Below are 25,966 nucleotides of genomic sequence, written 5' to 3' on the forward strand. Positions count from 1 at the left end.
GGCGCGGCCGTCCAGAGGAGGCGGGCGGCCCCGGGAAACCGGCACGGATAACGAATACTGAATCAAAGACTCTGAGCTGGAGATAAAAGAATGAGTGCGAATCGCGCAAACGCTCCGTACTACTTCGTACCGGGCCCGTCGCGCCACCCGATCACCGCAAGCTTCGGCCTGCTGATGACAGGTGCGGGCGCCGCCGGTTGGGTAAACGGGCAATCCTGGGCGCCGTACCTGTGCGTCTTCGGCCTGCTGTGGTTCCTGTTCGTGCTCAAGAGCTGGTTCGGCGACGCCATCAGCGAGTCCGAAGGCGGGATGTACGGCAAGAACATCGACCTCTCGTTCCGCTGGTCGATGGGCTGGTTCATCTTCTCCGAGGTGATGTTCTTCGCGGCCTTTTTCGGCGCGCTGTTCTATGCCCGCGCCATCGCCATGCCGTGGCTGGGCGACCTGAACAACAAGATCCTGTGGCCCGACTTCGCCGCGGTGTGGCCGAACGTGGGACCGGCCGGCGTGGTGGAATCTTTCCAGACCATGGGGCCGTGGCCGATCCCGACCATCAACACCGCGCTGCTGCTGATGTCGGGCCTGACGCTGACCTGGGCGCACCACGCGCTGCTGGCCGGCAAGCGCAACCAGCTGATCCAGGGCATGGTGCTGACCATCCTGCTGGGCGCGATCTTCATGTGCCTGCAGGTGTACGAGTACATGCACGCCTACCAGGACCTGAACCTGAAGCTGACCTCGGGCATCTACGGTTCGACCTTCTTCCTGCTGACCGGCTTCCACGGTTTCCACGTGACCATGGGCGCGATCATGCTGGCGGTGGTGCTGGGCCGGGTGCTCAAGGGCCACTTCACGCCGGATCACCACTTTGCCTTCGAAGGCGCCGCCTGGTACTGGCACTTCGTTGACGTGGTGTGGCTGTTGCTCTACGTCGTGGTGTACTGGCTGTAAGCTGCCGTACCCGCCGGTCGTCCCAGCAGCGGGACGCCCGGCGCCAGCGCAAAAGAGAAACGCCGCAGGAGGCCCGGCAGCCTGCGGCGTTTCTCTTTTGCGCTGGCCTCAAGCCATGCGGCCCGTCAGGGCGCCATGCGGATGCCCGTGCTGTGGATCCACCCCATCCAGCTCGAGAACAGGATGAACAGGAACAGCGCCACCGAGAAGCCTACGCGCAGCATCAGCGAGCGCATCATGTTGGGCGTCTTGCCGCGGTCGCGCATCATGAAGAACAGGGCGGAGGCCAGGCTGGCGATGATCAGGATGAAGGCGACGATGATGACGAAGCGCATGGCGGGGCGGGTTGGCAGCGGAGCTTGCCGCAGTCTCGTAGTAGTGGCCGCGATGGATGACGGTTCTGCACATTATCGCACCGTGCCCGCGTGCATGCCGCCGGGTATGTCGGCGCAATGAAGGCGGGCCGCATCCTCGGCGTGCTGCCGCTGGCCGCCGCGCTGGTGGTGATCGCCGTGACCGCCGCGCTTGGCAACTGGCAGCTCAACCGCGCGCACGAGAAAGAGGCGCGCGCCGCGCGGCTGCAGGCGCTGGCGGCGCAGCCGCCGGTGGAGCTGGGCGCCGCGCCGCTGTCACAAGTTGTGACGGACCGAAGGGTCCGGGTCACGGGGCGTTTCGACACGGCCCACACCGTATTGCTGGATAATCGCCCCCACGGCACGGGTGGCCGCAGCGGCGACAGCCGTGCCGGCTTCCTGGTGGTCACGCCGCTGGTGATCGGCCCGGCACAAGGGGGTGCAGGCGCCAGGCGGGCGGTGCTGGTGCTGCGCGGCTGGCTGCCGCGCGATGCACAGGACCGCACCCGGATCGCGCCGTTCCCGACGCCCGAGGGCGAGGTGACCGTCGAAGGCACGGCACTGGCGGCAGTGCCGCGGGTGTATGGCCTGGGCCAGGCGGCCAGCGCCGAGGCCGGCAGCAAGATCCGCCAGAACCTGGAAATCGCCGACTACGCCGCCGAAACCGGGCTGGCGCTGCAGCCGCTGGTGGTAGCGCAGCGCAACGATACCGGCGACGGCCTCGCTCGCGACTGGGCGCCGGCCGACGCGGGCGCGGACCGGCACTATGGCTATGCCTTCCAGTGGTTCGGCCTGGCCGCGCTGACGGTGGTATTGGTGGCTGTGCTGGGCTGGCGCGCGCGCCGGCGCGCGGCATCGCCCGTGGCCCGCAACAACGCATGAACGAAGGGCAGGCTCGCCCCGGGCAGGTTCCCGGACGAGCCCTGACTGCAGATGAAAAAGGACGGACGTACTCCCATGGCACAGCAAGACCCAGCCCCGGCGATCCAGGCCACGCCGCAGGATCCCCGCATCGACGCGCGCACGCGCCGCGGCCGCCTGCAGATGCTGATGCTGTTGCTGGTGTGCGCCTCGCCGGTGATCGCCTCTTACTTCACCTACTACGTCATCAAGCCCAGGGGCGGCGCCACCAACTACGGCGCGCTGGTCGATCCGCAACGGCCGATGCCGCCGGTGCGCGTCACCGACGAGCAGGGCAACGCCGTGCCGCTGGAGCAGTACCGCGGCAAGTGGCTGCTGGTGACGGCCGATCCATCCGCGTGCGATGAAGCCTGCGCCAAAAAGCTCTTCACCATCCGCCAGATCCGCGCCGGACAGGGACAGGACCGCGAGCGCATCGTGCCGGTGTGGCTGATCACCGATGACGGCAAGGTCGACGAGCGCTTGCGCGCCGCCTACAACGAGCCCTATGCCGGCGTGCGTTTCCTGCGCATCGACCGGCAGGTGGCGCAGCAATGGCTGCCGGCCGAAGCGGGCAAGCGTGCCGAGGACACCATCTTCCTGGTGGATCCGCTCGGCAACCTGATGATGCGCTTCCCGCAGGATCCGGACCCCAAGAAGCTGAGCGGCGACCTGAAGAAGCTGCTCAAGGTCTCGCGCATCGGCTAAGGGAACGGGCATGCTGCTGCAACTGGCCATCATCGGCGTCCTGATCGCACTGCTGCCGCTCAGCTACGTGCTGGTCAAGGGCGATCGCAACAAGTACCGCAAGCTGGTCTGGATCACCGCGTTCCTGACGCTGGACCTGATCATGTTCGGCAGCTTCACGCGGCTGACCGACTCCGGCCTGGGCTGCCCGGACTGGCCGGGCTGCTACGGCCACTCCAACCCGCACGCCGCGATGGAGCCGATCCATGCGGCCGAGACCGCGCTGCCCAGCGGCCCGGTGACGCTGATGAAGGCGTGGATCGAGATGATCCATCGCTACTTCGCCATGGCAGTGGGCGTGCTGATCATCGCGCTGATGGTGCTGGCCTGGGTCAAGCGCCGCGAGCTGAAGCAGTCGCCGTGGTTCGCCACCGGCGTGCTGGTGCTGGTGTGCGTGCAAGGTGCGTTCGGCGCGTTCACCGTGACCATGAAGCTGCAGCCGATCATCGTGGTCACGCATTTGATGCTGGGCATGGGCCTGCTGGCGGCGCTGATCCGGCTGGGCTCGCGCAGCGACCCGCCGCACCCGGTCGCGACCCAGGCGGTGCGGCTGCACTGGCCGGTGCGCATCGGCCTGCTGCTGCTGGCGGTCCAGATCTTCCTGGGCGGCTGGGTCAGCACCAACTATGCGGTGCTTGCCTGCACGGATTTCCCGCTGTGCAACGGGCAGCTGGTGCCCGAGATGGATTTCCGGCACGGCTTCACGCTGTGGCGCCAGCTTGGCATGACGGCCGATGGGGACTACATCCCGCACGCGGCGCTGGTGGCGATCCACTGGGTGCACCGGGGCTTCGCATTCGTGGTGCTGGGCTACCTGGCGTGGTTCGGCTTGCGTGCGCGCCGGCTGGAGGGGCTGCACCGGCAGGCAGGCTGGCTGCTCGGCATGCTGGTGCTGCAACTCGCGACCGGGATGTCCAATATCGTGTTCGACTGGCCCCTTGTCGCCGCGGTCGCCCATAACGGCGGCGCGGCGGTGCTCCTGCTGCTGCTGGTCCGCCTCCACTACAATATAGGGCTCGCGACCCGGGCTGCCCGCGCTCCCGCCCCTGTGCCGAACGCTGCCCGCGCCACATGAAAGACAAGACCCCTTCCGTGGTTACCGCTACACACCCCCATTCGCTGGGCAAGCTGAGCCGGATACGGCACCTGTCCCGACAATATGCCGCCCTGACCAAGCCGCGCGTGACGCAGCTGGCAGTCTTCTGCGCCATCATCGGCATGTTCCTGGCCACGCCCGGCATGGTTCCGTGGCGCGTGCTGATCGGCGGTGCCGCCGGCATCTGGCTGCTTGCCGGCGCCGCCTTCGCCATCAACTGCCTGGTCGAGCAGAAGATCGACGCGCTGATGCGCCGCACCGCCTGGCGCCCGTCCGCCACGGGTGAGATCACCACGGCACAGACGCTGGTGTTCTCCGCGATCCTGGGCGGCGCGGGCATGTGGATGCTGCACGAGTTCGCCAACGACCTGACGATGTGGCTGACCTTTGCCACGTTCCTGGGCTATGCGGTGGTCTACACGATCCTGCTCAAGCCGGCCACGCCGCAGAACATCGTCATCGGCGGGCTGTCGGGCGCGATGCCGCCGGCGCTGGGCTGGGCCGCCGTTGCCGGCGAGGTGCCGGCCGAGGCCTGGTTCCTGGTGCTGATCATCTTCACGTGGACGCCGCCGCACTTCTGGGCGCTGGCGCTGTACCGCCGCGCCGACTACGCCAAGTCGGGCCTGCCGATGCTGCCCGTGACCCACGGCGAGCGCTACACGCTGCTGCATATCCTGCTGTACACGCTGATCATGATCGCGGCGACGCTGCTGCCGTTCGTCTACGGCATGAGCGGCTACATCTACCTGGCGGCCGCGCTGGCGCTGGGCGGCGGCTTCCTGGCCTACGCGTGGAAGATGTACCGCAACTACTCGGACGAGCTGGCGCAACGCACCTTCCGCTTCTCGATCCTGTACCTGTCGCTGCTGTTCGCGGCGCTGCTGGTCGACCATTACTTCAAGTTCGTGCCGCAGGTCTGACCTGCCTTGCCACGCTGCGGGCTGCGGCATCTTGTCGCGGCCGGCGCGGCGCTGCGGCGCCATCGGCGATACTGGGTGCTTTCGCCGACGTTTCCACTGCTGACCGCTACCCACAAGCTTTCGCGCATGCCCAGACCCGCTTCCGGCCTGTTCGCCGCCTTCCGCCGCTTTTCCCTGCTCGCCGCGCTCGCGCTGGCGCTGGCCGCCTGCGGGCAGCAGAAGGCATCGTTCCGCAATGTCGACATCAGCGGCGCCGCGGACTTCGGCAAGGATTTCTCGCTTCCTGACCACAACGGCAAGGTCCGCACCATTGCCGACTTCAAGGGCAAGGCGGTGGTGATGTTCTTCGGCTACACCCATTGTCCGGACGTGTGCCCGACCACCATGGCCGAGCTCAAGGCAGTGATGGAGCAGCTGGGTCCGGATGCCGACCGTGTCCAGGTGCTGTTCGTCACTGTCGATCCGGAGCGCGACACGCAGGCGCTGCTGGCGCAGTACGTGCCGGCGTTCGACCCGCGCTTCCTGGGGCTGCGCCCGGCCGACGACGCCGCGCTGCAGAAGCTGGCCAAGGACTTCAAGGTGTTCTACGCCAAGGTGCCGGGCAGCTCGCCCAACAACTACACGGTGGATCACTCGGCCGGCAGCTATGTGTTCGATCCGGAGGGTCGGTTGCGGCTGTTCATCCGCCACGGCCAGGGGCCCGAGCCGATCGCGCACGACCTGAAGCAGCTGCTTTCCTGACGCCTCAGGTATCCGCGCGGTGCGGCATAACGTCGCACCGAGGTGGCCAAGACGAAAAAAAGCCGGTCCTGCTGGACCGGCTTTTTGCATGGGTGCCCCGGATCAGGCAAAGGCCTGCAGCGCCCCTTTCATCTTCTTCATCGCCGCGGCTTCGATCTGGCGGATGCGCTCCGCCGAGACGCCGAACTCGGCGGCCAGCTCATGCAGCGTGGCGCCGCCCGAGCCGTCGTCGGACACGTTCAGCCAGCGTGCCTCGATGATGCGGCGGCTGCGCTCGTCCAGCCGGCCCAGCGCTTCTTCCAGGCCCTCGACCTGCATGCGGTCCTGGCGCTTGGCTTCCAGCACGCGCGTCGGCTCGTTGTGGTTGTCCGCCAGGTAGGCGATGGGGGCGAATTCCTCTTCGCCGTCGTCGACCTGGCCTTCCAGCGCGAGGTCGCCGCCCGACAGGCGGGTTTCCATCTCCATCACTTCTTCCGGCTTCACGTTCAGCTCGCGCGCGACGGCCTCGACCTGCTCCGGCGTGAACGTGTGCGAACCCTGCTTGTGGCTGCGCAGGTTGAAGAACAGCTTGCGCTGGGCCTTGGTGGTCGCCACCTTGACCATGCGCCAGTTCTTCAGCACGTACTCGTGGATCTCGGCCTTGATCCAGTGCATCGCATACGAGACCAGGCGTACGCCTTGCTCGGGATCGAAGCGCTTCACAGCCTTCATCAGGCCGATATTGCCTTCCTGGATCAGGTCGGCATGCGGCAGGCCATAGCCCAGGTACTGCCGGGCGATCGACACCACCAGGCGCAGGTGAGACATCACCAGCTGGCGGGCGGCATCGACGGAATCGTTATCGCGCAGATCGCGCGCCAGGCGCTGCTCTTCCTCCGCGGTCAGCAACGGAATCCGGTGGACAGCCTGGATATAGCTGTCGAGATTGCCCACGGTCGCCGGGAAGGTCAGCGCAAAGCTGCTCCCGCTATGGGGCGCCGTCGGCAGACGGGTAGTCGTCAGGGTTTGGTCGGCAGACAAGACTGCGTTCACTCAATCGCTCCTTTCGCATCCGGCGGTTGGATTGCCGGGTCATGCCCCGCGCTTCCTTATGGGAGAGGGAGCGGCGGCGGCACTGAAACACATCTTAGCACTCCAACCGGGTGAGTGCTAATTGGAGTCCCAATGGCCTTGATAGTTCCCTTCGATCGACTTTACATATTACATAGCTGACGAGCTATGAAGCGGCGTCAGGGACACCCGAGGCTTGGCACACCTCTGATTAGAGCCCGTGTGCGGCCGCCGGTTCTGCATGCGAATGGAATGCTTCGTTTCGCCAGCGCCTACACTCGACGCAAGCGGCGGCAAGCTGGCATGCTTGCGAGCCTCTCTCACACTGGAGGAGTTATGTCTGCTATCGAACACTTGCTGAAGCCGCATGTGCGCGACCTGGGCGATTTCACCGTGCGCCGCCTGCTGCCGGCCGCTGCGACCCAGACGGTCGGGCCGTTTATCTTCTTCGACCATATGGGGCCGGTGCAGATGCCGCCGGGAGAGGGTGCCGATGTACGTCCGCATCCGCATATCGGGCTGGCGACTGTCACCTACCTGTTCGAAGGCGAGATCATTCACCGCGACAGCCTCGGCAGCGAGCAGGCGATCCGGCCGGGCGACGTCAACTGGATGACCGCCGGCCACGGCATCGTCCATTCGGAGCGCTCGCCCGATCACGTCCGAGCCGAAGGCGCGCGCCTGCACGGCATCCAGACATGGGTGGCATTGCCGAAGTCGCACGAAACCGACGAACCGTCCTTCTCCCACCATCCTGCGGCAACGCTGCCGCGCGTCGAGCGGCCAGGGGTGCGCATGGTGGTGATCGCCGGCGATGCCTTCGGCAAGACTTCGCCGGTCAAGGTCTTCAGCCGCACCCTGTACGTGGCGATCAAACTGGACGCCGGCGCGAGCGTAGAAATTCCGGCCGAGCATGCGGAACGCGGCATTTACCCGGTGGACGGCGCGGTGTCCCTGGACGGCGAGCCGCTGCCGGCCGAGCACATGGTGGTGCTGACGCCCGGGCAGCCGGCCACGCTGATGGCGACGGCGCCATCGCGCGTGATGCTGCTGGGCGGCGATGCCACCGACGGCCGCCGCTTTATCTACTGGAATTTCGTGGCCAGCAGCAAGGAGGCCATCGAGGCTGCCGCCAAACTCTGGGAGGACGACCAGTTCCCGCGCGTGCCGGGCGACGAGCGCGAGCGCATCCCGCTGCCAGCGCGCAAGCCCTGAGCCGCCTGGCTCAGACCGGACTGGCCCAGGTGACGCGGGTGCCCAGCTTAAGGCACTCGCGGATGGCTTCGACCTGTGTGGCGATCGGTGCCGGCACCGGCACGGTGCCATCGAGCACGCGCCGGATCCATGCTGTCGTCAGGCCGGCATCACTGCCGGGCGGCAGTTCCGGTACTTCAGCCAGCGAACCGCCGGTGGGATCGACCAGCGTCTGCTGATGCCCTTCATGCAACCAGTCGATGCGGCTGTTGCGCCGCGCATCGGCGACCACTTCGCCCTCGGTGCCACGTGCCAGCAGCACGTTGGCCGGTTCGTGGGAGAAATAGTCGGTCAGCGTTTCGCGGTATTCCGGGTGGGTATAGCTGTACAGGCGCAATGCCTCGGCCGGCGTGTGCTCGCCAACCGGCTGCAGCATCTTGGCCACGGTATGCGAGGAATTGCGCAATCCGATCACCGTGCGCCGCTCCAGCAGCTGCGACAGGCCGGGTGACAGCACATCGACCGGCAGCACCGCCAGCGGCCCGTCACCGCCAGTCTCGCGCAGACGTGCCGAGGCTTCGGCTGTGCTGGCGCACAAAGGAATGCCCAGCGCCCCGAACAGGGTCATGCTGGTGACGCGGTCATTGAAGACGCGCGTCCCGTGCACCAGTACGGGGATGCCTTCGCGAGCCAGCAGCAGCGCCAGCAGCGGCACCAGGTTCGGCTGCTTGCGCGCGCCGTTATAGCTGGGGATCACCACCACCGGGCGCTCGGGCGGCGCGGGCAGCGGCTGGCAGTGTTCATGGGCCGCCTCGAGCATGCCGGCCAGCTCGTGCGGGGCCTCGCCCTTGATGCGGTAGGCCATCAGGATCGCGCCCAGCTCGAGGTCGGACACGCGCCCGGCCAGCATCGCGTCGAACAGGATCTTGGCATCGTCGCGCGGCAGTGCCCGCGCGCCGTTGACGCCACGGCCGACCTCCTTGATATAGCGGGCGGCGGAAAACGGGTTGGCTGGCGTGGTCATGGCGGCGTGGGGAGGAGTCGGTTCTGGGTTCATGATAGCGGAGCAGCGCCGTCGCGCCCATCGCCGCCGACGGGCGCGACGGCGGGGAGCACGCTCAGGCTGCCTCCTGCAGTGCGGGATTGCGCTGCTTGCGGTAGAGAAAGTCCAGCACCGCGGTACGGCAGGCGTGGTAGTCCTTGTCGTCGGCCAGCGCCACGCGGTCGCGCGGACGAGGCAGGTCGACCTTGAGGATCTCGCCGATGGTGGCGGCCGGGCCGTTGGTCATCATCACGATGCGGTCGGCGAGCAGCACGGCCTCGTCCACATCGTGCGTGACCATCACCACCGTGCTGCGGGTTTGGTCGACGATCTTTAGCAGCGCGTCCTGCAGGTGCGCGCGCGTCAGCGCATCGAGCGCGCCGAAGGGTTCATCCATCAGTAGCACCTTGGGCGCCATCGCCAGCGCGCGGGCAATGCCGACGCGCTGCTTCATGCCGCCGGAGATCTCATGCGGGTACTTGCCCTCGGCGTGCGTCAGGCCCACCAGTGCCAGCGTCTCGCGCGTGCGCGCCTTGAGCCCGGCCTTGCTCTCGCTGGCGCCGAACACGCGTTCCACGCCCAGGTAGACGTTCTCGAAGCAGGTCAGCCAGGGCAGCAGCGAATGGTTCTGGAACACCACGCCGCGCTCCGGCCCGGGGCCGGCGATCTCGCGCCCGGCGCAGATCAGCGCGCCGGTGGTCGGCGTGGCCAGTCCGGCGATCAGGTTCAGCAGCGTTGACTTGCCGCAGCCCGAGTGCCCGATCAGCGTGATGAACTCCCCCTCGGCAATCTGCAGGTTGATGTCGCGCAGGGCGACGAACGGCCCCTTGCGCGTCTTGAAGGTCTGTCCGACGTTCTCGATGCTGACAAACTTGTCCATGGCGTCTCTCCCTCGCTCTTAGTTGGCGCCGTAGCTGAAGCGCCGTGCCAGTGCCAGCAAAGCATGCTCGAGCATCAGCCCGATGATGCCGATCACGAAGATCGCGATCACGATGTGCTCCACCTTCAGGTTGTTCCACTCGTCCCACAGCCAGAAGCCGATGCCGGTGCCGCCGGTCAGCATCTCGGCCGCGACGATCACCAGCCACGCGGTGCCGATCGACAGCCGCACGCCGGTCAGCATGTAGGGCAGCACCGCGGGAAACAGTACCCGCGTGAACACCTTCCACTCCGACAGGTCGAGCACGCGCGCGACATTCAGGTAGTCCTGCGGCACGCGCGTGACGCCCACGGCGGTGTTGATCACCATCGGCCAGATCGAGCAGATGAAGATGGCCCAGATCGCTGCCGGGTTGGCGGCTTTGAACAGCAGCAGCCCGATCGGCAGCCAGGCCAGCGGCGAGACCGGCCGCAGCAGGCTGATCACGGGCGACGCCATCGCGTTCAGGAACGCAAAGCGCCCGATCAGGAAGCCTGCCGGGATGCCGATCACGGCCGCCAGGCCGAAGCCCGCGGCCACGCGCGCCAGCGACGCCAGCACGTTCCAGCCGATGCCCTGGTCGTTGGGGCCGTTGCGGTAGAACGGGTCGGAGAACAGCGGCACCGCCGCGTTCCACGTTGCGCCCGGCGTGGGAATCGCCGGGATCAGCGTGGCGATGCCGTGCCAGGCCAGCACGAACAGGGCAAAGCCCAGTGCGGGCGGCACGGCCTTGCGCGCCAGGGCGCCGAGCATGTCCTGGTGTTGTGCGCGGCGTTGTGCGCGCCGTTCCTGCGCGGCGATTTCCAGCTCGCGCCGCCGTGCGCGTTCCTTGGTGTCGGTCTCGGTGGCGGCGACTTTGGCGGCATTGGCGCCTTCAGGCGCGGTGTGGGCGATGGCATTCACGTCGGGCTCCTTTATGCAGGGGCGCTGCGGATCGGTGGGGAAGTGGTGGCCTGTGGTCAAGCGTTCTGTGCGCCGGCCTTGATCTTGAAGCCGTCGGCATATGCCTTCGGGTCCTTGGTGGCATCCCAGACCACGCCGTCGATCAGCTTCGCGGTGCGGAAGTCGCTCTTGGGCAGGGGCACCTGCGCCGCGGTGGCGGCCTGCCTGAAGATGTCGATGCGGTTGACCTGCCTGGCCACGGCGAGGTAGTCGGGATGATCCTTCAGCAGGCCCCAGCGCTTGTGCTGGGTCAGGAACCACATGCCATCCGACAGGAACGGATAGTTGGCGCTGCCGTCCTGGTAGAACTTCATCGCATCGGGATCGTCCCAGGTCTTGCCCAGGCCGTTGCTGTAGCGCCCGAGCATGCGGTCCAGGATGATGTCCATGTCGGTGTTGACGTAGGACTTGGCGGCGATGGTCTCGGCGGTCTTGCGGCGATTGGAGGCCGAGGCATCGATGAACTTCGATGCTTCCAGCACCGCGGCCACCATCGCGCGCGCGGTGTTGGGGTACTTCTGCACGAATTCTGCCGTGGTGCCGAGCGTCTTCTCCGGATGGTTCTTCCAGATCGACTGCGTGGTCTCGGCGGTAAAGCCGATCTTGTCGGCGATGGCGCGCGCGCCCCAGGGCTCGCCCACGCAGAAGCCGTCCATGTTGCCCACGCGCATGTTGGCCACCATCTGCGGCGGCGGCACGGTGATGGCCTTGGCGTCCTGCATCGGGTTGATGCCGTTGGCAGCGAGCCAGTAGTACAGCCACATCGCATGCGTGCCGGTGGGGAAGGTCTGCGCGAAGGTGTAGTCGCGCTTTTCCTTGACCATCAGCGCCTTCAGGCTGGCGCCGTCGCGCACGCCTTTTTCGGCCAGCTTCGACGACAGCGTGATGGCCTGGCCATTGTGGTTCAGGCTCATCAGCACCGCCATGTCTTTCCTGGGGCCGCCGATGCCGAGCTGCACGCCGTAGATCAGGCCGTACAGCACGTGCGCGGCGTCGAGTTCGCCGTTGACCAGCTTGTCGCGCACGCCGGCCCACGAGGCTTCCTTGGTCGGCGTGATCTTGATGCCGTATTTCTTGTCGAGGCCAAGCGTGGACGCCATGACCACTGAAGCGCAGTCGGTCAGCGGGATGAAGCCGATGCGCACGTCGGTCTTCTCGGGGGCGTCCGAGCCCGCCGCCCACGCCCCGGCGCGCACCAGCGGGTCGACCAGCGTCATCACGCTGGCGCCGGCGATGGTCGCCAGCGCGCGGCGGCGGCCGCTGCTGGCCGGCACCGCGTCGGCAGCGGCCGCCGAGGCGGCTTCAGAGGCGTTCACCGCCGCGTGCAGCGGCTTGGCAATCCTGAGGCGAGAGGGCATTGCGAAACTCCAAGAAAAAAGCGTCCCCGTCCGTGGCCGGCTTCGCCAGAAGTCCGTACGGTGCAGGGACGCCGTTGTCCATGGCGTGACGCAGCCTGCGTTGGCTGTGTCCGCCTAAATTGTGATCGGCCGCCGTTGGCCGATGCGTGCATATCGCAAGGCGTGTGCCAGCCTGTGCGGTGCAGCATTTCGGGGCGGCGCCGTGCCGATGGAGTGACGCTTCTGAACGAAATGAGCGAGCGCGGTGCGTGCGCCGGCTGCGCTGCCGCATCCCGGGGCAGTGTCGCGGGGGGGCGGTGCGGGGACGGTGCGTGGGCGGTGCGTGGGCGGTGCGTGGACGGCTCGATTTGGGGCGGCGCCGGGATCCTGCCTTGCACCAGCCTCGGGCTGGCGCGCCCCGTGGCTGGCAGGTGGGTGGGCGTCAGCCCATCACGTCGATCACGCGCTGGGCGGCATCGACCAGCTTCAGCCCACGCTCCATCGCCATGCTGCGCAGACGCTTGTAGGCCTCGTCCTCGCTGATGCCGCGCGCCTGCATCAGCAGGCCCTTGGCGCGCTCGACCACCTTGCGCTCGGCCAGCTTGAGGCGGGTGGCGTCGAGCTCGGCGCGCAGCTGCTGGTCCAGCTCGAAGCGGGCGTAGGCGACGTCGAGCACCGTCTTGACGCGCTCGGCGCGCAGGCCATCGACGATATAGGCCGTGATACCCGCCGACAGCGCGGCCTTGATGCGCTGGCTGTCATCGTTGTCGGTGAACAGCACGATGGGCCGCGGGGCATGCTGGGTCGAGACGCAGACGTGCTCGATGGTGTCGCGCGCGGCCGATTCCGAGGCGATGATCAGCATGTCGGGCTGGGTGGCGGTGATCACGTCCGGCAAGTGCAGGTCGGCGTCGACGATCTGGATCTCGCTGAAGCCGGCGCTGACCAGTCCGTTGCGGATGGTCTCGACGTTAAGCGGATTGGCGTCAAGGGGATCGCGCACCAGCAGGATTCGCAACGTCCTGCCGGCGGCGGCGGGGGCTGGCGTCGATGGTGATGGGGGCGGATGGCGTCGGGTCATGGCTTCATTCTGTTGCAGTGCGCCATGCAAGATTCGCGCCGGGTGCGAGGCGTCCACGCCGCACTGCCATGGTGCAGCGCGCCTGGATTCATTGTATGCCGTCGTACGCAGGCTACCGCGTGCGGTGTATCCTGTTGCCCTGCCGCGCCGGGGGCGTCTGCTGGCGACGCCGCGATGCACACCCCCGCACCCCGTGCCGCGGAACCAATCAGAAAAAGTCTGGAGAGATGCATGACCGAATTCGTGTTCGCCCCGCCGGCCCCTGTTGGCGTGCCGGTGCGTGGCAGCGACGCTAGCTTCCCGGTCCGCCGCGTGTACTGCGTCGGCCGCAACTATGCTGCCCATGCCCGCGAAATGGGCTCGGACCCCGACCGCGAGCCGCCATTCTTCTTCTGCAAGCCGTCCGACGCGGTCAGCTACATCGCCGACGGCACCGAAGGCGCGTTCCCGTACCCGCCGGGCACCAGCAACTGCCACTATGAAGTGGAGCTGGTGGTGGCGATCGGCACGGGCGGGCGCGACATTCCGGTGGAAAGCGCCGCGCAGCACGTGTTCGGCTACGCCGTGGGCCTCGACATGACCCGCCGCGACCTGCAGAACGAATCCAAGAAGACCGGCCGCCCCTGGGAGACCGGCAAGGCCTTCGACAAGTCGGCGCCGATCGGCCCGATCGTGCCGGTCTCGGCCATCGGCCACCCGCAGAAGGGCGAGGTGACGCTGTCGGTCAACGGCGCGGAAAAGCAGCGCGGCGACCTGTCCGACCTGATCTGGTCGGTGCCGGAGATGGTGTCGTACCTGTCGAAACTGTTCGAACTGCAGCCGGGCGACCTGATCTTCAGCGGCACGCCCGAAGGCGTGGGCCCGGTGGTCAAGGGCGATGTCATGCAATGCCACGTCGGCGGCGTGGGCGATCTCACCATCAAGGTAGTCTGATCCGATGCTCAAGCTTTACAGCTACTTCCGCAGTTCGGCCTCGTTCCGCGTGCGCATCGCGCTGGAACTGAAAGGGCTGCCGTACGAATACGTGCCGGTGCACCTGCTCAAGGACGGCGGCCAGCAGCTCAAGCCAGAATTCCGCGCGGTGAACCCGGACGGCCTGGTGCCGGCGCTGGCCGACGACGGCAACGTGCTGCAGCAATCGCTGGCCATCGTCGAGTACCTGGACGAAGTCCATCCCGAGCCCAAGCTGCTGCCCGGCACGGCGCTGGACCGCGCCTATGTGCGCGGGCTGGCGCAGGAAATCGCGTGCGAGATCCATCCGCTGAACAACCTGCGCGTGCTGAAATACCTGAAGCACAAGGTAGGCGTGACCGATGAGGTCAAGGACGCATGGTACCGCCACTGGATCGAGCTGGGCTTCGAGTCGCTGCAGGCCAACCTGGCGCGCGCCGGCAAGGCGGGGCGATTCTGCCTTGGCGATACGCCGACGCTGGCCGATGTCTGCCTGGTGCCGCAGGTGTTCAACGCGCAGCGCTTCAATGTCGACGTGAGCCGCTATCCGGCGATCGCGAAGATCTATGAGGCGTGCATGGAGATGGAGGCATTCCAGAAGGCGGAGCCGAAGTCGCAGCCGGACGCGGAATAAGCATTCGCACTCGCAAGCAAAACGCCCCGGCCAATGCCGGGGCGTTTTTGTCTGATAGCCGTATCAGCCCAGCAGCGCTTCGGCGAACTCCTCCGCCTTGAACGGCTGCAGGTCCTCCACCTTCTCGCCCACGCCGATGAAGTACACCGGCACCGGGCGCTGGCGCGCGATCGCCGCCAGGATGCCGCCCTTGGCCGTACCATCCAGCTTGGTCACGATCAGGCCGGTCAGTCCCAGCGCATCATCGAAGGCCCGCGTCTGCTGCAGCGCGTTCTGGCCGGTATTGGCGTCGATCACCAGCAGCACCTCATGCGGCGCGGTCGGCATGGCCTTGCTGATGACGCGCTTGACCTTCTTCAGCTCCTCCATCAGGTGCAGCTGCGTCGGCAGGCGGCCGGCGGTATCAGCCATCACGATGTCGATGCCGCGCGCCTTGGCCGCATTGACCGCGTCGAAGATCACCGCCGCGGGGTCGCCGCTTTCCTGCGCCACCACGGTGACATTGTTGCGCTCGCCCCAGATCGACAGCTGTTCGCGCGCGGCGGCGCGGAAGGTGTCGCCGGCGGCCAGCAGCACCTTCTGGTCGTAGCGCTGGAAATGCTTGCACAGCTTGCCGATGCTGGTGGTCTTGCCGGCGCCGTTGACGCCCGCGATCATCATTACCAGCGGCTGCTCGCGGCCCAGCGCCATGGTCTTTTCCAGCGGGCGCAGCAGGTCGGTCAGCAGTGTCTTGAGCGCGGCCTTGACGCCTTCGGCCGATTCGATGCGCTCGGACCTGACCCGCTTGCGCAGCTCGGCCAGCAGGTATTCGGTGGCTTCCACGCCGGCATCTGCCATCAGCAGCGCGGTCTCCAGCTCCTCGAACAGCGCCTCGTCGACCTTGACGCCGACGAACAGCGTGCCGATGTTGCGGCTGGTCTTGGACAGGCCAGTGCGCAGCCGGTGCATCCATCCCTGCCGGGCTTCGGCGCTGGTGGCGGGCGGAGGGACCAGTTCAAGCGTTTCGATGGCGGGGGCCGGTGCGGACGCCACGGGGGCCGGCGCCGGGGGCGGCACCTGGGCGGGAACCGGAGTCGGCGTCGGGACCGGAACGGAGGCGGGGACCGGGGCAGGCGCGGGGGTGGGCGCAGGCGTAGGGGCTGGCGTCTCGACGGACGCGGGCTCGGCCTTGCGCTTCTTCCAGAAACTAAACATTGGGGAATGGAGTCAATACCGGGGCCGATACCCTGGTGGCACATTGCCGGCAGGCGACCGGTTAATAATCAAGGGCTTACGCTGACATCGCGAAGGTCGGGGAGAACCCGTTGTGGTCCCGGCCGGCGATTGCGTATAGTTCGCTACATCAGTTCGCTACATGGCTGATCCGCGCGCGCGTACTGCCTGCGCGGATCGATCGGCAAAATTCTAGCAGACGGGGTCGCATGAACCATTGCGCTGTCCTGACCGCGGCGGGCGCCGAAGGTGCCCAAGCACGCATCCAACGGCACTGCCAGCCTACCTCCTCAACACTTCCGGCCGGCGCCGCGCGCCTGGTGCGGCGCATGGTCCCGGCGTTGCTGCTGGGCCTGCTGCCCTGGTCGTTGCCGGCCGGCGCGCAAGGCGTGGTCGGATCGCCGATGCCTTCCGCGCAGACCGCCCCCGCCGGCGCCACCGCGCATGGCACCACCGAATACCGGCTCTCCAACGGCCTGCGGCTGATCGTCAAGGAAGACCACCGGGCGCCCACGGTGGCGCACCAGATCTGGTACCGCGTCGGCGGCATCGACGAGGTCAGCGGCACCACGGGCGTGGCTCACATGCTCGAGCACATGATGTTCAAGGGCACGCCCAAGGTCGGCGTGGGCGAGTTTTCCAAGCAGGTGGCGGCACTGGGCGGGCGCGAGAACGCCCTGACCAACCGCGACTTCACCATGTACTACCAGCAGGTCGGCAAGCAGTACCTGCCGAAGATGATGGAGCTGGAGGCCGACCGCATGGCCAATCTCATTATCAAGAAAGACGAGTTCGACCGCGAGATGAAGGTGGTGATGGAAGAGCGCCGCCTGCGCACCGACGACTCCTCCCGCGGCACCGTCTACGAGCAACTGCTCGCCACCGTCTATACCGCCGCGGCGTACCGCCATCCGGTGATCGGCTGGATGGATGACCTGGTCAACATGCGCGTCGAAGACGTCAAGGACTGGTACCGCCTGTGGTACGTGCCGAACAACGCGATGGTGATCGTCACCGGCGACGTCAAGGCCGAGGAGGTGCGCGCGCTCGCCGAGCGCTACTATGGCAAGCTCAGGCCGCGTACGCTGCCGCTGCGCAAGGACCAGGAAGAGCCGGAGCAGAAGGGCATCAAGCGCATCTGGGTCAAGGCACCGGCCGAGAACCAGTACATGGTGATGGCCTACAAGGTGCCGCGGCTGCGCGATGTCGAGAAGGACGTCGACCCCTACGCGCTGGAAGTCCTGGCGGCCGTGCTCAACGGCTACGACAACGCGCGCCTGACGCGCGAGCTGGTGCGTGAGCAGCGCCTGGCCGACGACGTCAACGTCGGCTACGACAGCATCAACCGCGGCGAGTCCCTGTTCGTCCTCGACGGCACGCCGGCGACCGGCCACAGCACCGACGAGATCGAGCGCGCGCTGCGCGCCGAGATCCAGCGCATCGCCAAGGAAGGGGTCTCGCCGGAAGAGCTCAAGCGGGTCAAGGCGCAGGTGGTGGCCGGGCAGATCTACAAGCGCGATTCGGTGTTCGGGCAAGGCATGGAGATCGGCGTATCCGAGATTTCTGATATCTCGTGGCGCCAGATCGACCGTATGCTCGACAAGATCAAGGCCGTCACGCCGGCGCAGGTGCAGGCCGTCGCCGCCAGGTATTTCAACGACGACAACCTGACCGTGGCCACGCTGCTGCCGCAGCCGATCGATCCGAACAAGCCCAAGACCCAGGCCCCGTCGGGCCTGCGCCACTGAGGAATGACGATGTCCCAGTCCGCCACTTCATTCAACGCGCGGCCCCGCACGCTGCGCGCGCTGGCCGGCGCGGCGCTCGGCGCCGCCATGCTGCTGGCCGCGCAGCTGGCCCAGGCCGCGATCCCGATCGAGCACTGGACCGCGTCCACCGGCGCGCGCGTGTACTTTGTCCACAGCCCGTCGATTCCTATGCTCGACGTCAATATCGACTTCGATGCCGGCAGCCGCTACGACCCGCCGGGCAAGGCCGGGCTGGCGACGCTGACGGCGGCGCTGCTGGACAAGGGCGCGGCCGCGCAGGACGGCCAGCCGGCACGCGACGAGGCGCAGATCGCCGACGGTTTCGCCGATACCGGAGCCGCTTTCGGCGGCGCGGCGGGCGGCGACCGCGGCGGCATCGGGCTGCGCACGTTGACCGCGCAACCCGAGCTGGACCAGTCGGTGGCGCTGGCCGCGCAGCTGATCAAGGCGCCGAGCTACCCCGACGCTGTGGTCGGGCGCGAGAAGCAGCGCCTGATCACCGCCATCCGCGAGGCCGACACCAAGCCGGGAGTGATCGCCGACAAGGCGCTGTCCAAGGCCATGTACCCGGACCATCCCTACGGCATTGCGGCCACGCCGGAGAGCGTGCAGTCGATCACGCGCGATGACATCGCCAAATTCTGGCGTGACAACTACGGCGCGCAGAGCGCGGTGGTGACACTGATCGGCGCGATCGACCGCAAGCAGGCCGAAGCCCTTGCCGAGCGGCTTACGCGCGGGCTGCCGCAGGGCGGTGCCGCCCCGGCGCTGCCACAGGTGAAGCTCAACATCCCGGCCAGCGAGCAGCGCCTGCCGCATCCGGCGCAGCAATCGAGCGTGGCCATCGGCCAGCCGTCGATCGCGCGCGGCGACCCTGACTACTTCGCGCTGCTGGTGGGCAACTACGTGCTCGGCGGCGGCGGCTTCAGTTCGCGCCTGACCGACGAGGTGCGCGAGAAGCGGGGCCTGACCTACGGTGTCGACAGCTACTTCGCTCCGTCGAAGCAGGCTGGGCCGTTCGGCATCAGCCTGCAGACCAAGAAAGCGCAGACCGACGAGGCGCTGGCGCTGGTGCGCCAGGTGCTGGCGCGCTTTGTCGCCGAAGGGCCGACCGAGAAGGAGCTGCGCGCGGCAAAGGACAACCTGATCAACGGCTTCCCGCTGCGCATCGACAACAACCGCAAGCTGCTGACCAATGTCGCCAATATCGGCTGGTACGGGCTGCCGCTGGACTACCTCGACACCTGGACCGCGCAGGTCGGCAAGGTCACGCGTGAGCAGGTCAGGGCGGCCTTCCAGCGCCATGTGCGTCCGGACGGCATGGCCACGGTGATCGTCGGCGGTCCGGTCGGCAGTACGCCCACGGCATCGCGCCAGTGATGCAGTCGCCGCACGGCGCAGGGTGGCCTATGCGCGCCGCCCCACGCGCTAGTGCGGCGAACCGGCCCGCAGGCTCTACAATCACGGGATGAATTCGCGTTCCCGATTGCCTTCGCCCGCTCCCGGCGGGCGTACCCCTTCCTCCGCGCCAGCTTCCGCTGCAGCCGGCGCACGTTCTCCAGCAGGGCCTCCGCGCCCGGTGCCGCGACAGGCGCCGTCCCAGGTCCGCATCATCGGCGGGCGCTGGAAGCGCACGCTGCTGCCCGTGCCCGACGCCCAGGGTTTGCGCCCGACACCCGATCGCGTGCGCGAGACCTTGTTCAACTGGCTTGGCCAGGACCTGTCGCGGCTCGCCTGCCTGGACCTGTTCGCCGGCTCCGGCGCGCTCGGCTTCGAAGCCGCGTCGCGCGGCGCTGCCGCAGTGACGCTGGTGGAGTCCAATGCCCGCGTGGCCAAGCAACTGCGCGACAACCAGTACCGGCTCGATGCCAGCCAGGTGCGCGTCGTGCAGGGCGATGCCTTTACGGTTGCCGCGCAGCTGCCCGACGGCAGCTTCGACGTGGTGTTCCTGGACCCGCCCTTTGCCGAAGACTGGATCGGCCCGTCGCTGGAGCACGCCGCGCGGCTGCTGCGGCCCGGTGGCGCGGTCTATGTCGAAACCGACCATGCCCTGACCGGCGTCGACGCCCCGGTCCCGGCATCGCTCGAGATCGTGCGCCATGCGCGCGCCGGCGCGGTGCATTTCCATTTGCTGCAGCACCGCCAGCACCCACAACACGGTAGCGGCGCGGATTGACGGCCTGCCCCGGCATTGCGCCAAGCCCCTGTTTCGCCATGCGCAAAGGGCGCCTTTCCGATTGCGAAACGGATTCGTGGGTGCAGTGCCGCAAAACGGTACGCCGCGCGCCTTCCAAGCGGCGCATTTAGGGTTACACTACGCCGCTGTCACAACGCTCGCGACGCAGCACCCACGCCGGTCCGGCCGGTGAACGAGGCGGCCACAACGGCCGGCAGCGGGCAGATCAAGGAGGAAGTATGGTCATCGCGGTCTATCCCGGCACCTTCGATCCAATGACCCGGGGACACGAGGATCTGGTCCGCCGTGCGTCGAATATCTTCGACGAACTGGTGGTCGGCGTGGCGCACAGCCCCAACAAGCGCCCGTTCTTTTCGCTCGACGAGCGCATCGGCATTGCCCGCGAAGTGCTTGGGCACTATCCCAACGTGCGTGTGGAAGGTTTCGCCGGGCTGCTCAAGGACTTCGTGCGCAAGAACAATGCGCGCGTGATAGTGCGCGGCCTGCGCGCGGTGTCCGACTTCGAGTACGAATTCCAGATGGCGGGCATGAACCGCTACCTGCTGCCCGACGTGGAAACCATGTTCCTGACCCCGTCGGACCAGTACCAGTTCATCTCCGGCACCTTCGTGCGCGAGATCGCGGTGCTGGGCGGCGATGTCAGCAAGTTCGTGTTCCCGTCGGTGGAGCGCTGGCTGCAAGAGAAAATCGCCAAACCGGAATAAAATACGTTTTCAGACACGTCAGACCGCGGCCAGTCGGGCGCGGGCGTGTCCGCAGGAAGGAAACACCATGGCGCTGATGATCACCGACGACTGCATCAACTGCGACGTTTGTGAACCCGAGTGCCCGAACGAAGCCATTTCGATGGGGCCCGAGATCTATGAAATCGACCCCAACAAGTGCACGGAGTGCGTCGGGCACTTCGACGAGCCGCAATGCCAGCAGGTCTGTCCGGTCGCCTGCATCCCCAAGGATCCGAACCGGGTGGAGTCGCAAGAGGTGCTGATGCAGCGTTACCGGCTGCTGACGGCGGCCAAGCACGCGGCCTGATCCGCCGGCCTGGCCTGCTCCGCTTCGCACTTCGCACTGCGCTCAGAGGTAAAAAAAGCCCCCGTCACCGCAAGGTGGCGGGGGCTTAACTTTTCCCCAGTTACTACGGTACTACGGCACTACACGGTACTACACGGTACTACGCGGTACTACGCGGTACTACGCGGTACTACGCGGTCACGCACCCATCGGCTTGCCGTCCGTGCGGCGCACGACGATGGTCGACGAGCGCGGCGGCTTGGCGGCGTCCGGCCACTGGCCGGTCGGGTGCTGGATGTTGATGAAGCAGGTGGTCAGATCCGGCGTGTAGGCGATGCCGGTGATCTCGCAACCGGTCGGGCCGACCAGGAAGCGCTTCGACTGCCCGGTCGGCGAGATGTAATACATGCTGTTGTTGCCGAAGGTGTTGGTGTACGTCGAGCTGGTGCTGGAGTCGGTCTGCACCCACAGTCGGCCCTTCGGATCCACGCGCAGGCCGTCCGGGCTCGAGAACGTATCGCCATTGATGTTGCCCTTCAGGTTGTCCGTGGCCAGCGACGGGTCGCCAGCCTGCAGCAGGATGCTCCAGGTGAAGGTGGTGGCCAGCGGCGAGTCGCCGGCTTCCTTCCACTGGACGATGTGGCCGTGCAGGTTCTGCACGCGCGGGTTGGCGGCGTCGGTCTGCTGGCGGCCGCTGTTGTTGGTCAGCGTGCAGTAGACGGTCTTGTCCAGGCCGACCGTGATCCATTCCGGGCGGTCCATCAGCGTGCCGCCGGCGACGCGCGCGGCCGACTTGGTGTTGATCAGGACGTCGGCCTGCGTGGCGAAGTCGACCGTGGTCGGTGCCGGCGCGGTGGCGAACTGGGTCCAGTTGCCCGGATCCGAGGCGCCAACGGTCAGGCCGTTCTTGCCTTGCGTGAGTTCGACCCACTGCCCGCTGCCGTCGGCGTTGAACTTCGCCACGTAGAGCGTGCCGCTGTCCAGCAGGTTGGCGTTGGCCGCGCGGTTGTTCGGGTCGAATGCCGCTGCCGGGATGAACTTGTAGATGCAGCCCGGCGTGCCGTCGTCGCCCATATAGAAGGCGACCCGGTTGCCGGCATCGGTCAGGAAGGCGACGTTCTCATGGTCGAAGCGGCCCATTGCGGTGCGCTTGGCCGGCGCGCCCAATGTGCCATACGGGTCGATCTCGACCACCCAGCCGTATCCCTTCTCGTCCTGGTTCCTATCCAGGTAGTTGTCCGTGCTTTCTTCGCAGGTCAGGTAGGTCCCCCAGGGTGTGTACCCGCTGGAGCAGTTGTTGAGCATGCCTACCACGGTCGACCCCACGGTGGCAGCGGCCGGGCCGCCCACACGGTACAGCGTGTTGCCGGTGTAGCGCTTGTTGTAAATCGAGTCGCGCTTGACCTGCCACTTGCCGCTGGCAGCCAGTTCGACCTCGATTACCGAAATGCCGACCGCTGACAGCGCGATTCGCTTCTGCTCGGGGCTGGCCGTGGCTTCGTCATAGGTGGCGCCCGCAAACAGGATCTTGTAGTCCGGCAGTTCGTGGTTGATGGCGAGCAGGCCGCCCTTCTGCGGATCGACACCCGACAGCGCGAAAAAGTGCATGCCGTCATGGTTGCCGCCGGCCTGGCGCTCGGTTTCGGCCGACGACTGGAACGCGCCGGCATAGCCGGTGGCGCCGGCCTCGACCGGATCGCCCGCGGAAAACAGCACGTCGACGCTGTAGCCGTTCGGCACCACCACAGCGTCGGCGGTCGACTTGGCGACCGGCTCGAAGGTGACGTCGTAGCTTGGCGTGACAGAGCCGGGTGCCGGGCCAGGGGCGGGCGCCGGTGCGGGCGCCGGTGCGGGCGCCGGTGCGGGCGCAGGATCGTCATCGCCGCCGCAGGCAGCCAGCAGGCCGCTGCCGAATGCGGAGAACAGCGACAGGCCCACGCCGCCGCGCAGCACCCGGCGGCGGGCCGGGTTGGCAGCAACGATGTCTTCCAGCCGCTGGCCGGGCACGTCAACGTCAGGCTTGGCGGCACGGCCGGCGGCGCGCGCTTCGTCGGTCAGGTACGACATGGGCTTTCCTCTCTTTGTGGGTTTGTCATGCGCGCCGGCTACGATGTGATCCGGCGCGGTGGAAACCCCGCAATGTAGGGACTGCCCGTGGAAGTTTGATGACAGCTTGTCTGCAACATAAGAGTTGCAGCGCGCCAACGACAAACGGGCCGCATGTGCGGCCCGTGTCACATCGGCGTCGCGGAAATGTGCCTGCGCCGACAGGTCAGCGCGTGGTGTGCAACTGCGCCATCGCGCGCTCGGCATCGCCGCGAGCCAGCAGCCCCAGCGGATCGATGCAGCGGTCGATGGCGGCGTCGATCGCTTCCTGCTCCTCTTTGCGCGGCGGCTTGAGCACGAAGTTGACCACGTCCTCGCGGCCCGCGCCGGCGCCGCCAGGCGCGTTGCGCGGATGGCCAACGCCGATGCGCAGGCGCCAGTAGTCTTGCGTGGTCAGGTGGGCCGAGATGTCCTTGAGGCCATTATGGCCTCCCGCGCCGCCGCCGCGCTTGAGCTTGACGGTGCCGGACGGCAGGTCCATTTCGTCGTGGGCGACGACGATCTCGTCGGGCAGGATCTTGTAAAAGCGTGCCAGCGAGACCACGGCCAGCCCCGAGCGGTTCATGAAAGTCGAGGGCTTGAGCAGCCAGATGTCCTGGTCCCACAGCCGCGCGCGCGCGGCCAGCCCGTGAAAGCGGCCTTCCACGCGCGGCGTGGCGCCACCGATGCGGGCAAGCTGGTCAACCAGCCAGAAGCCGGCGTTGTGCCGGGTGGCCTCGTATTCCGCACCGGGATTGCCGAGGCCGACGATGAGCTTGATCATGCGATTGACTGATTCGTTGGCGCGCAGGGCTGCGCCACAGGCGCCAAGGATACCGAAAATCCGGCCAGGTGCCGGTTCGGCAGGGTCGAAAAAAAACCGCCGCGAAGGGCGGCGGTTTTCTCCGTGGCGCGGCCCATGGGCCGCGGACGCTGTGGCAGCAGCTTAGGCAGCCGGCGTTTCGCCTTCGCCTTCGGCGCTTTCGGCGGCCGAAGCGGCGCCAGCCGGCAGCGAGATGCTGGCGATGGCGGGATTGTCGTCACCGTGGGTGATGACGGTCACGCCCTTCGGCAGCTTCAGGTCGGCCAGGTGCAGGGTCTGGCCCAGTTCCATCGTGCCAACGTCCACTTCGATGAACTCGGGCAGGTCGGCCGGCAGGCAAGACACTTCCAGGTCGTTGACGATGTGGTTGACCAGGCCGTGGCCCAGCTTCACGCCAGGAGCGGTTTCCTGGTTCATGAAGTGCAGGGGCACCTTGACGTGGACCTTGTCGTTGGCCGACACGCGCTGGAAATCGACGTGCAGGACCAGCGGCTTGAACGGGTGCATCTGGAATGCGCGCAGCAGGGCCTTTTCCGACTTGCCAGCGACTTCCAGGTCCAGGATCGACGAGTGGAACGCTTCCTTCTTCAGGGCGTGCCACAGCGCGTTGTGATCCAGTTCGATCATCTTCGGCTCGGCGGCGCCGCCGTAGATGATGCCGGGGGTCTTGCCCGAATTGCGCAGGCGGCGGCTCGCACCCGTACCCTGTACGCTACGCTCGAAAGCGACAACTTTCATGATGACTCCAAAAGTAAAGAAGGCCGTCCGCGACCAGACAGCCTCGTTGCGGCGCTAACAATGAGAATCAGCGCCGATCAAGCCACGTTGGCCGTCGCATAACGGCTGCCAACGCGGTAAAGCCCTAAATTCTATCAGGAACCCGCAAACAGCGACATGATCGAGTCGCCCTTGACGATGCGGGTGAAGGTCTCGGCCAGCAGCGGGGCGGTCGAGAGCTGGCGGATCTTGCCGCACTTGGCCGCTTCTTCCGACAGCGGGATGGTGTCGCACACCACCACTTCGTCCAGCGACGAGTCGGCGATGCGGGCGGCGGCGCCGCCGGACAGCACCGGGTGCGTACAGTACGCAAACACCTTCAGCGCGCCACGTTCCTTCAGCACCTGGGCGGCTTTGCACAGCGTGCCGCCAGTGTCGATCATGTCATCCATGATGACGCAGTTGCGGCCTTCGACTTCACCGATGATGTTCATCACCTCGGCGACGTTGGCCTTGGGACGACGCTTGTCGATGATCGCCAGGTCGCAGTTCAGTTCCTTGGCCAGTGCACGCGCACGAACCACGCCGCCGACGTCAGGCGAGACCACCAGCAGGTCGCCGTAGTTCTTCTCGCGCAGGTCGCCCAGCAGGACCGGCGATGCGTAGATGTTGTCGACGGGAATATCGAAAAAGCCCTGGATCTGGTCGGCGTGCAGGTCCATCGTCAGCACGCGCTCGACACCGGCGACTTCCAGCATGTTGGCCACGACCTTGGCCGAGATTGCCACGCGCGCCGAACGCGGGCGGCGGTCCTGGCGGGCATAGCCGAAGTAGGGCATGGCGGCGGTGATGCTGCGTGCCGAGGCGCGCTTGAGCGCATCGACCATCACCATCAGTTCCATCAGGTTGTCGTTGGTCGGCGCGCAGGTGGACTGCAGCACGATGACGTGCTTGCCGCGAACGTTTTCCTGGATTTCTACCTGGACTTCACCGTCGGAGAAACGACCAACCTGGGCCTTGCCCAGCGGAATGCCGAGGTGCTGTACGACAGCCTCCGCGAGTTTGGGGTTGGCGTTGCCGGTAAATACCATCAAGCCTTCGCTGCGCATTCGGGGCACCTGTCTTGCTGCTGGGGGAGCTTGGTGTCACCGGCGAAGCCGGTGACCTGGAAGATATCGTGTACCGTTAGGACACTATAGGAAGTAATGGCAGGGGAAGAAGGATTCGAACCTTCGAATGCCGGAATCAAAATCCGGTGCCTTGACCAACTTGGCGACTCCCCTACACAACCGGG

Annotated in this window: 26 protein-coding genes and 1 tRNA gene; 14 read left to right on the plus strand and 13 right to left on the minus strand. The window is 66.8% G+C overall.

Annotated elements, in window-relative coordinates; all coding sequences use genetic code 11:
• Positions 1–90 precede the first annotated feature (90 nt).
• On the plus strand, positions 91–951 hold the full coding sequence (locus tag J8I34_RS14710; RefSeq protein WP_029046741.1) for a cytochrome c oxidase subunit 3: 861 nt from the start codon (positions 91–93) through the stop codon (positions 949–951).
• A 125-nt stretch (positions 952–1,076) separates the two neighbouring features.
• Here the strand turns inward: J8I34_RS14710 and J8I34_RS14715 are convergent, their stop codons facing one another.
• The gene (locus J8I34_RS14715) at positions 1,077–1,286 is read right to left on the minus strand and encodes a twin transmembrane helix small protein (RefSeq protein ID WP_029046742.1); all 210 of its coding nucleotides are present in this window, start codon (positions 1,284–1,286) and stop codon (positions 1,077–1,079) included.
• A 117-nt stretch (positions 1,287–1,403) separates the two neighbouring features.
• Between J8I34_RS14715 and J8I34_RS14720 the strand changes: the two genes are divergently transcribed.
• The 5 genes from J8I34_RS14720 (at position 1,404) to J8I34_RS14740 (ending at position 5,708) form a co-directional block, all read left to right on the plus strand.
• Positions 1,404–2,186, plus strand: coding sequence for an SURF1 family protein (locus J8I34_RS14720; RefSeq protein WP_209806347.1), 783 nt, complete (start codon positions 1,404–1,406; stop codon positions 2,184–2,186).
• A gap of 75 nt (positions 2,187–2,261) precedes the next feature.
• The gene (locus tag J8I34_RS14725; RefSeq protein WP_029046744.1) at positions 2,262–2,912 is read left to right on the plus strand and encodes an SCO family protein; all 651 of its coding nucleotides are present in this window, start codon (positions 2,262–2,264) and stop codon (positions 2,910–2,912) included.
• Positions 2,913–2,922: 10 nt separating this feature from the next.
• On the plus strand, positions 2,923–4,026 hold the full coding sequence (locus J8I34_RS14730; RefSeq protein ID WP_209806339.1) for a COX15/CtaA family protein: 1,104 nt from the start codon (positions 2,923–2,925) through the stop codon (positions 4,024–4,026).
• A complete protein-coding gene (cyoE, locus tag J8I34_RS14735; protein WP_029046746.1) occupies positions 4,023–4,967 on the plus strand; it encodes a heme o synthase in 945 nt (314 codons plus the stop codon). Before J8I34_RS14730 ends, cyoE begins: the two co-directional genes overlap by 4 nt.
• A 126-nt stretch (positions 4,968–5,093) precedes the next feature.
• Entirely contained in the window at positions 5,094–5,708 is a 615-nt protein-coding gene (locus J8I34_RS14740; protein ID WP_029046747.1) for an SCO family protein, read from the plus strand.
• Between the two features lie 102 nt (positions 5,709–5,810).
• Here the strand turns inward: J8I34_RS14740 and rpoH are convergent, their stop codons facing one another.
• The gene (rpoH, locus tag J8I34_RS14745; RefSeq protein WP_029046748.1) at positions 5,811–6,740 is read right to left on the minus strand and encodes an RNA polymerase sigma factor RpoH; all 930 of its coding nucleotides are present in this window, start codon (positions 6,738–6,740) and stop codon (positions 5,811–5,813) included.
• A gap of 354 nt (positions 6,741–7,094) precedes the next feature.
• Here rpoH and J8I34_RS14750 point away from each other — a divergent pair, with 354 nt between their 5' ends.
• Positions 7,095–7,973 (plus strand): pirin family protein, encoded by an 879-nt coding sequence (locus J8I34_RS14750; protein ID WP_209767867.1) that lies wholly within the window; start codon positions 7,095–7,097, stop codon positions 7,971–7,973.
• A 10-nt stretch (positions 7,974–7,983) separates the two neighbouring features.
• Here J8I34_RS14750 and ybiB read toward each other — a convergent pair whose 3' ends face one another.
• The 5 genes from ybiB to J8I34_RS14775 form a co-directional block, all read right to left on the minus strand.
• The gene (gene ybiB, locus J8I34_RS14755; RefSeq protein WP_209806348.1) at positions 7,984–8,976 is read right to left on the minus strand and encodes a DNA-binding protein YbiB; all 993 of its coding nucleotides are present in this window, start codon (positions 8,974–8,976) and stop codon (positions 7,984–7,986) included.
• A 94-nt stretch (positions 8,977–9,070) separates the two neighbouring features.
• Positions 9,071–9,874, minus strand: a complete 804-nt coding sequence (locus J8I34_RS14760) for an ABC transporter ATP-binding protein (RefSeq protein ID WP_029046751.1) — start codon at positions 9,872–9,874, stop codon at positions 9,071–9,073.
• 18 nt (positions 9,875–9,892) lie between these two features.
• Complete coding sequence (gene ntrB / locus J8I34_RS14765; protein ID WP_209767877.1) at positions 9,893–10,816, minus strand: nitrate ABC transporter permease; 924 nt, start codon at positions 10,814–10,816, stop codon at positions 9,893–9,895.
• A 56-nt stretch (positions 10,817–10,872) separates the two neighbouring features.
• A complete protein-coding gene (locus tag J8I34_RS14770; protein ID WP_029046753.1) occupies positions 10,873–12,213 on the minus strand; it encodes a CmpA/NrtA family ABC transporter substrate-binding protein in 1,341 nt (446 codons plus the stop codon).
• Between the two features lie 421 nt (positions 12,214–12,634).
• Entirely contained in the window at positions 12,635–13,273 is a 639-nt protein-coding gene (locus J8I34_RS14775; protein WP_029046754.1) for an ANTAR domain-containing response regulator, read from the minus strand.
• Between the two features lie 231 nt (positions 13,274–13,504).
• On the opposite strand from J8I34_RS14775, the gene J8I34_RS14780 reads away from it, so the two are divergent.
• Together J8I34_RS14780 and maiA are read left to right on the plus strand one after the other, a co-directional pair.
• Positions 13,505–14,206, plus strand: coding sequence for a fumarylacetoacetate hydrolase family protein (locus J8I34_RS14780; RefSeq protein WP_209806340.1), 702 nt, complete (start codon positions 13,505–13,507; stop codon positions 14,204–14,206).
• Between the two features lie 4 nt (positions 14,207–14,210).
• The gene (maiA, locus tag J8I34_RS14785; RefSeq protein ID WP_209806341.1) at positions 14,211–14,858 is read left to right on the plus strand and encodes a maleylacetoacetate isomerase; all 648 of its coding nucleotides are present in this window, start codon (positions 14,211–14,213) and stop codon (positions 14,856–14,858) included.
• 63 nt (positions 14,859–14,921) lie between these two features.
• Here the strand turns inward: maiA and ftsY are convergent, their stop codons facing one another.
• Positions 14,922–16,052: a signal recognition particle-docking protein FtsY gene (gene ftsY, locus J8I34_RS14790; protein ID WP_209806342.1), complete on the minus strand. Its 1,131-nt coding sequence runs from the start codon at positions 16,050–16,052 to the stop codon at positions 14,922–14,924.
• Positions 16,053–16,279: 227 nt separating this feature from the next.
• Here ftsY and J8I34_RS14795 point away from each other — a divergent pair, with 227 nt between their 5' ends.
• The 5 genes from J8I34_RS14795 (at position 16,280) to J8I34_RS14815 (ending at position 21,068) form a co-directional block, all read left to right on the plus strand.
• Positions 16,280–17,818 (plus strand): M16 family metallopeptidase, encoded by a 1,539-nt coding sequence (locus tag J8I34_RS14795; protein WP_209767895.1) that lies wholly within the window; start codon positions 16,280–16,282, stop codon positions 17,816–17,818.
• A 9-nt stretch (positions 17,819–17,827) separates the two neighbouring features.
• Positions 17,828–19,219, plus strand: coding sequence for a M16 family metallopeptidase (locus J8I34_RS14800; protein WP_209767897.1), 1,392 nt, complete (start codon positions 17,828–17,830; stop codon positions 19,217–19,219).
• Between the two features lie 88 nt (positions 19,220–19,307).
• A complete protein-coding gene (rsmD, locus tag J8I34_RS14805; protein WP_029046760.1) occupies positions 19,308–20,015 on the plus strand; it encodes a 16S rRNA (guanine(966)-N(2))-methyltransferase RsmD in 708 nt (235 codons plus the stop codon).
• A gap of 239 nt (positions 20,016–20,254) precedes the next feature.
• Positions 20,255–20,740, plus strand: a complete 486-nt coding sequence (gene coaD / locus J8I34_RS14810) for a pantetheine-phosphate adenylyltransferase (protein WP_029046761.1) — start codon at positions 20,255–20,257, stop codon at positions 20,738–20,740.
• Between the two features lie 67 nt (positions 20,741–20,807).
• Entirely contained in the window at positions 20,808–21,068 is a 261-nt protein-coding gene (locus J8I34_RS14815) for a YfhL family 4Fe-4S dicluster ferredoxin (protein ID WP_029046762.1), read from the plus strand.
• A gap of 177 nt (positions 21,069–21,245) precedes the next feature.
• Here J8I34_RS14815 and J8I34_RS14820 read toward each other — a convergent pair whose 3' ends face one another.
• The 5 genes from J8I34_RS14820 to J8I34_RS14840 all read right to left on the minus strand — a co-directional run bounded on the left by J8I34_RS14820 (position 21,246) and on the right by J8I34_RS14840 (position 25,955).
• On the minus strand, positions 21,246–23,114 hold the full coding sequence (locus tag J8I34_RS14820; protein WP_209806343.1) for a PhoX family protein: 1,869 nt from the start codon (positions 23,112–23,114) through the stop codon (positions 21,246–21,248).
• A 205-nt stretch (positions 23,115–23,319) separates the two neighbouring features.
• Positions 23,320–23,916: an aminoacyl-tRNA hydrolase gene (gene pth / locus J8I34_RS14825; RefSeq protein WP_209767900.1), complete on the minus strand. Its 597-nt coding sequence runs from the start codon at positions 23,914–23,916 to the stop codon at positions 23,320–23,322.
• Between the two features lie 162 nt (positions 23,917–24,078).
• A complete protein-coding gene (locus J8I34_RS14830) occupies positions 24,079–24,693 on the minus strand; it encodes a 50S ribosomal protein L25/general stress protein Ctc (protein ID WP_029046765.1) in 615 nt (204 codons plus the stop codon).
• Positions 24,694–24,827: 134 nt separating this feature from the next.
• A complete protein-coding gene (locus tag J8I34_RS14835) occupies positions 24,828–25,781 on the minus strand; it encodes a ribose-phosphate pyrophosphokinase (RefSeq protein WP_029046766.1) in 954 nt (317 codons plus the stop codon).
• 97 nt (positions 25,782–25,878) lie between these two features.
• A tRNA-Gln gene (locus tag J8I34_RS14840) sits at positions 25,879–25,955 on the minus strand.
• Positions 25,956–25,966: the final 11 nt, after the last annotated feature.

This window comes from Cupriavidus phytohabitans, assembly GCF_017815025.1.
Taxonomy (GTDB): domain Bacteria; phylum Pseudomonadota; class Gammaproteobacteria; order Burkholderiales; family Burkholderiaceae; genus Cupriavidus.

Coding starts and splice junctions, on each gene's coding strand:
- J8I34_RS14710 (WP_029046741.1), top strand. CDS start 91: ATGAGTGCGAATCGCGCAAACGCTCCGTACTACTTCGTACCGGGCCCG.
- J8I34_RS14715 (WP_029046742.1), bottom strand. CDS start 1,286: ATGCGCTTCGTCATCATCGTCGCCTTCATCCTGATCATCGCCAGCCTG.
- J8I34_RS14720 (WP_209806347.1), top strand. CDS start 1,404: ATGAAGGCGGGCCGCATCCTCGGCGTGCTGCCGCTGGCCGCCGCGCTG.
- J8I34_RS14725 (WP_029046744.1), top strand. CDS start 2,262: ATGGCACAGCAAGACCCAGCCCCGGCGATCCAGGCCACGCCGCAGGAT.
- J8I34_RS14730 (WP_209806339.1), top strand. CDS start 2,923: ATGCTGCTGCAACTGGCCATCATCGGCGTCCTGATCGCACTGCTGCCG.
- cyoE (WP_029046746.1), top strand. CDS start 4,023: ATGAAAGACAAGACCCCTTCCGTGGTTACCGCTACACACCCCCATTCG.
- J8I34_RS14740 (WP_029046747.1), top strand. CDS start 5,094: ATGCCCAGACCCGCTTCCGGCCTGTTCGCCGCCTTCCGCCGCTTTTCC.
- J8I34_RS14750 (WP_209767867.1), top strand. CDS start 7,095: ATGTCTGCTATCGAACACTTGCTGAAGCCGCATGTGCGCGACCTGGGC.
- ybiB (WP_209806348.1), bottom strand. CDS start 8,976: ATGACCACGCCAGCCAACCCGTTTTCCGCCGCCCGCTATATCAAGGAG.
- J8I34_RS14760 (WP_029046751.1), bottom strand. CDS start 9,874: ATGGACAAGTTTGTCAGCATCGAGAACGTCGGACAGACCTTCAAGACG.
- J8I34_RS14770 (WP_029046753.1), bottom strand. CDS start 12,213: ATGCCCTCTCGCCTCAGGATTGCCAAGCCGCTGCACGCGGCGGTGAAC.
- J8I34_RS14775 (WP_029046754.1), bottom strand. CDS start 13,273: ATGACCCGACGCCATCCGCCCCCATCACCATCGACGCCAGCCCCCGCC.
- J8I34_RS14780 (WP_209806340.1), top strand. CDS start 13,505: ATGACCGAATTCGTGTTCGCCCCGCCGGCCCCTGTTGGCGTGCCGGTG.
- maiA (WP_209806341.1), top strand. CDS start 14,211: ATGCTCAAGCTTTACAGCTACTTCCGCAGTTCGGCCTCGTTCCGCGTG.
- ftsY (WP_209806342.1), bottom strand. CDS start 16,052: ATGTTTAGTTTCTGGAAGAAGCGCAAGGCCGAGCCCGCGTCCGTCGAG.
- J8I34_RS14795 (WP_209767895.1), top strand. CDS start 16,280: ATGAACCATTGCGCTGTCCTGACCGCGGCGGGCGCCGAAGGTGCCCAA.
- J8I34_RS14800 (WP_209767897.1), top strand. CDS start 17,828: ATGTCCCAGTCCGCCACTTCATTCAACGCGCGGCCCCGCACGCTGCGC.
- rsmD (WP_029046760.1), top strand. CDS start 19,308: ATGAATTCGCGTTCCCGATTGCCTTCGCCCGCTCCCGGCGGGCGTACC.
- coaD (WP_029046761.1), top strand. CDS start 20,255: ATGGTCATCGCGGTCTATCCCGGCACCTTCGATCCAATGACCCGGGGA.
- J8I34_RS14815 (WP_029046762.1), top strand. CDS start 20,808: ATGGCGCTGATGATCACCGACGACTGCATCAACTGCGACGTTTGTGAA.
- J8I34_RS14820 (WP_209806343.1), bottom strand. CDS start 23,114: ATGTCGTACCTGACCGACGAAGCGCGCGCCGCCGGCCGTGCCGCCAAG.
- pth (WP_209767900.1), bottom strand. CDS start 23,916: ATGATCAAGCTCATCGTCGGCCTCGGCAATCCCGGTGCGGAATACGAG.
- J8I34_RS14830 (WP_029046765.1), bottom strand. CDS start 24,693: ATGAAAGTTGTCGCTTTCGAGCGTAGCGTACAGGGTACGGGTGCGAGC.
- J8I34_RS14835 (WP_029046766.1), bottom strand. CDS start 25,781: ATGCGCAGCGAAGGCTTGATGGTATTTACCGGCAACGCCAACCCCAAA.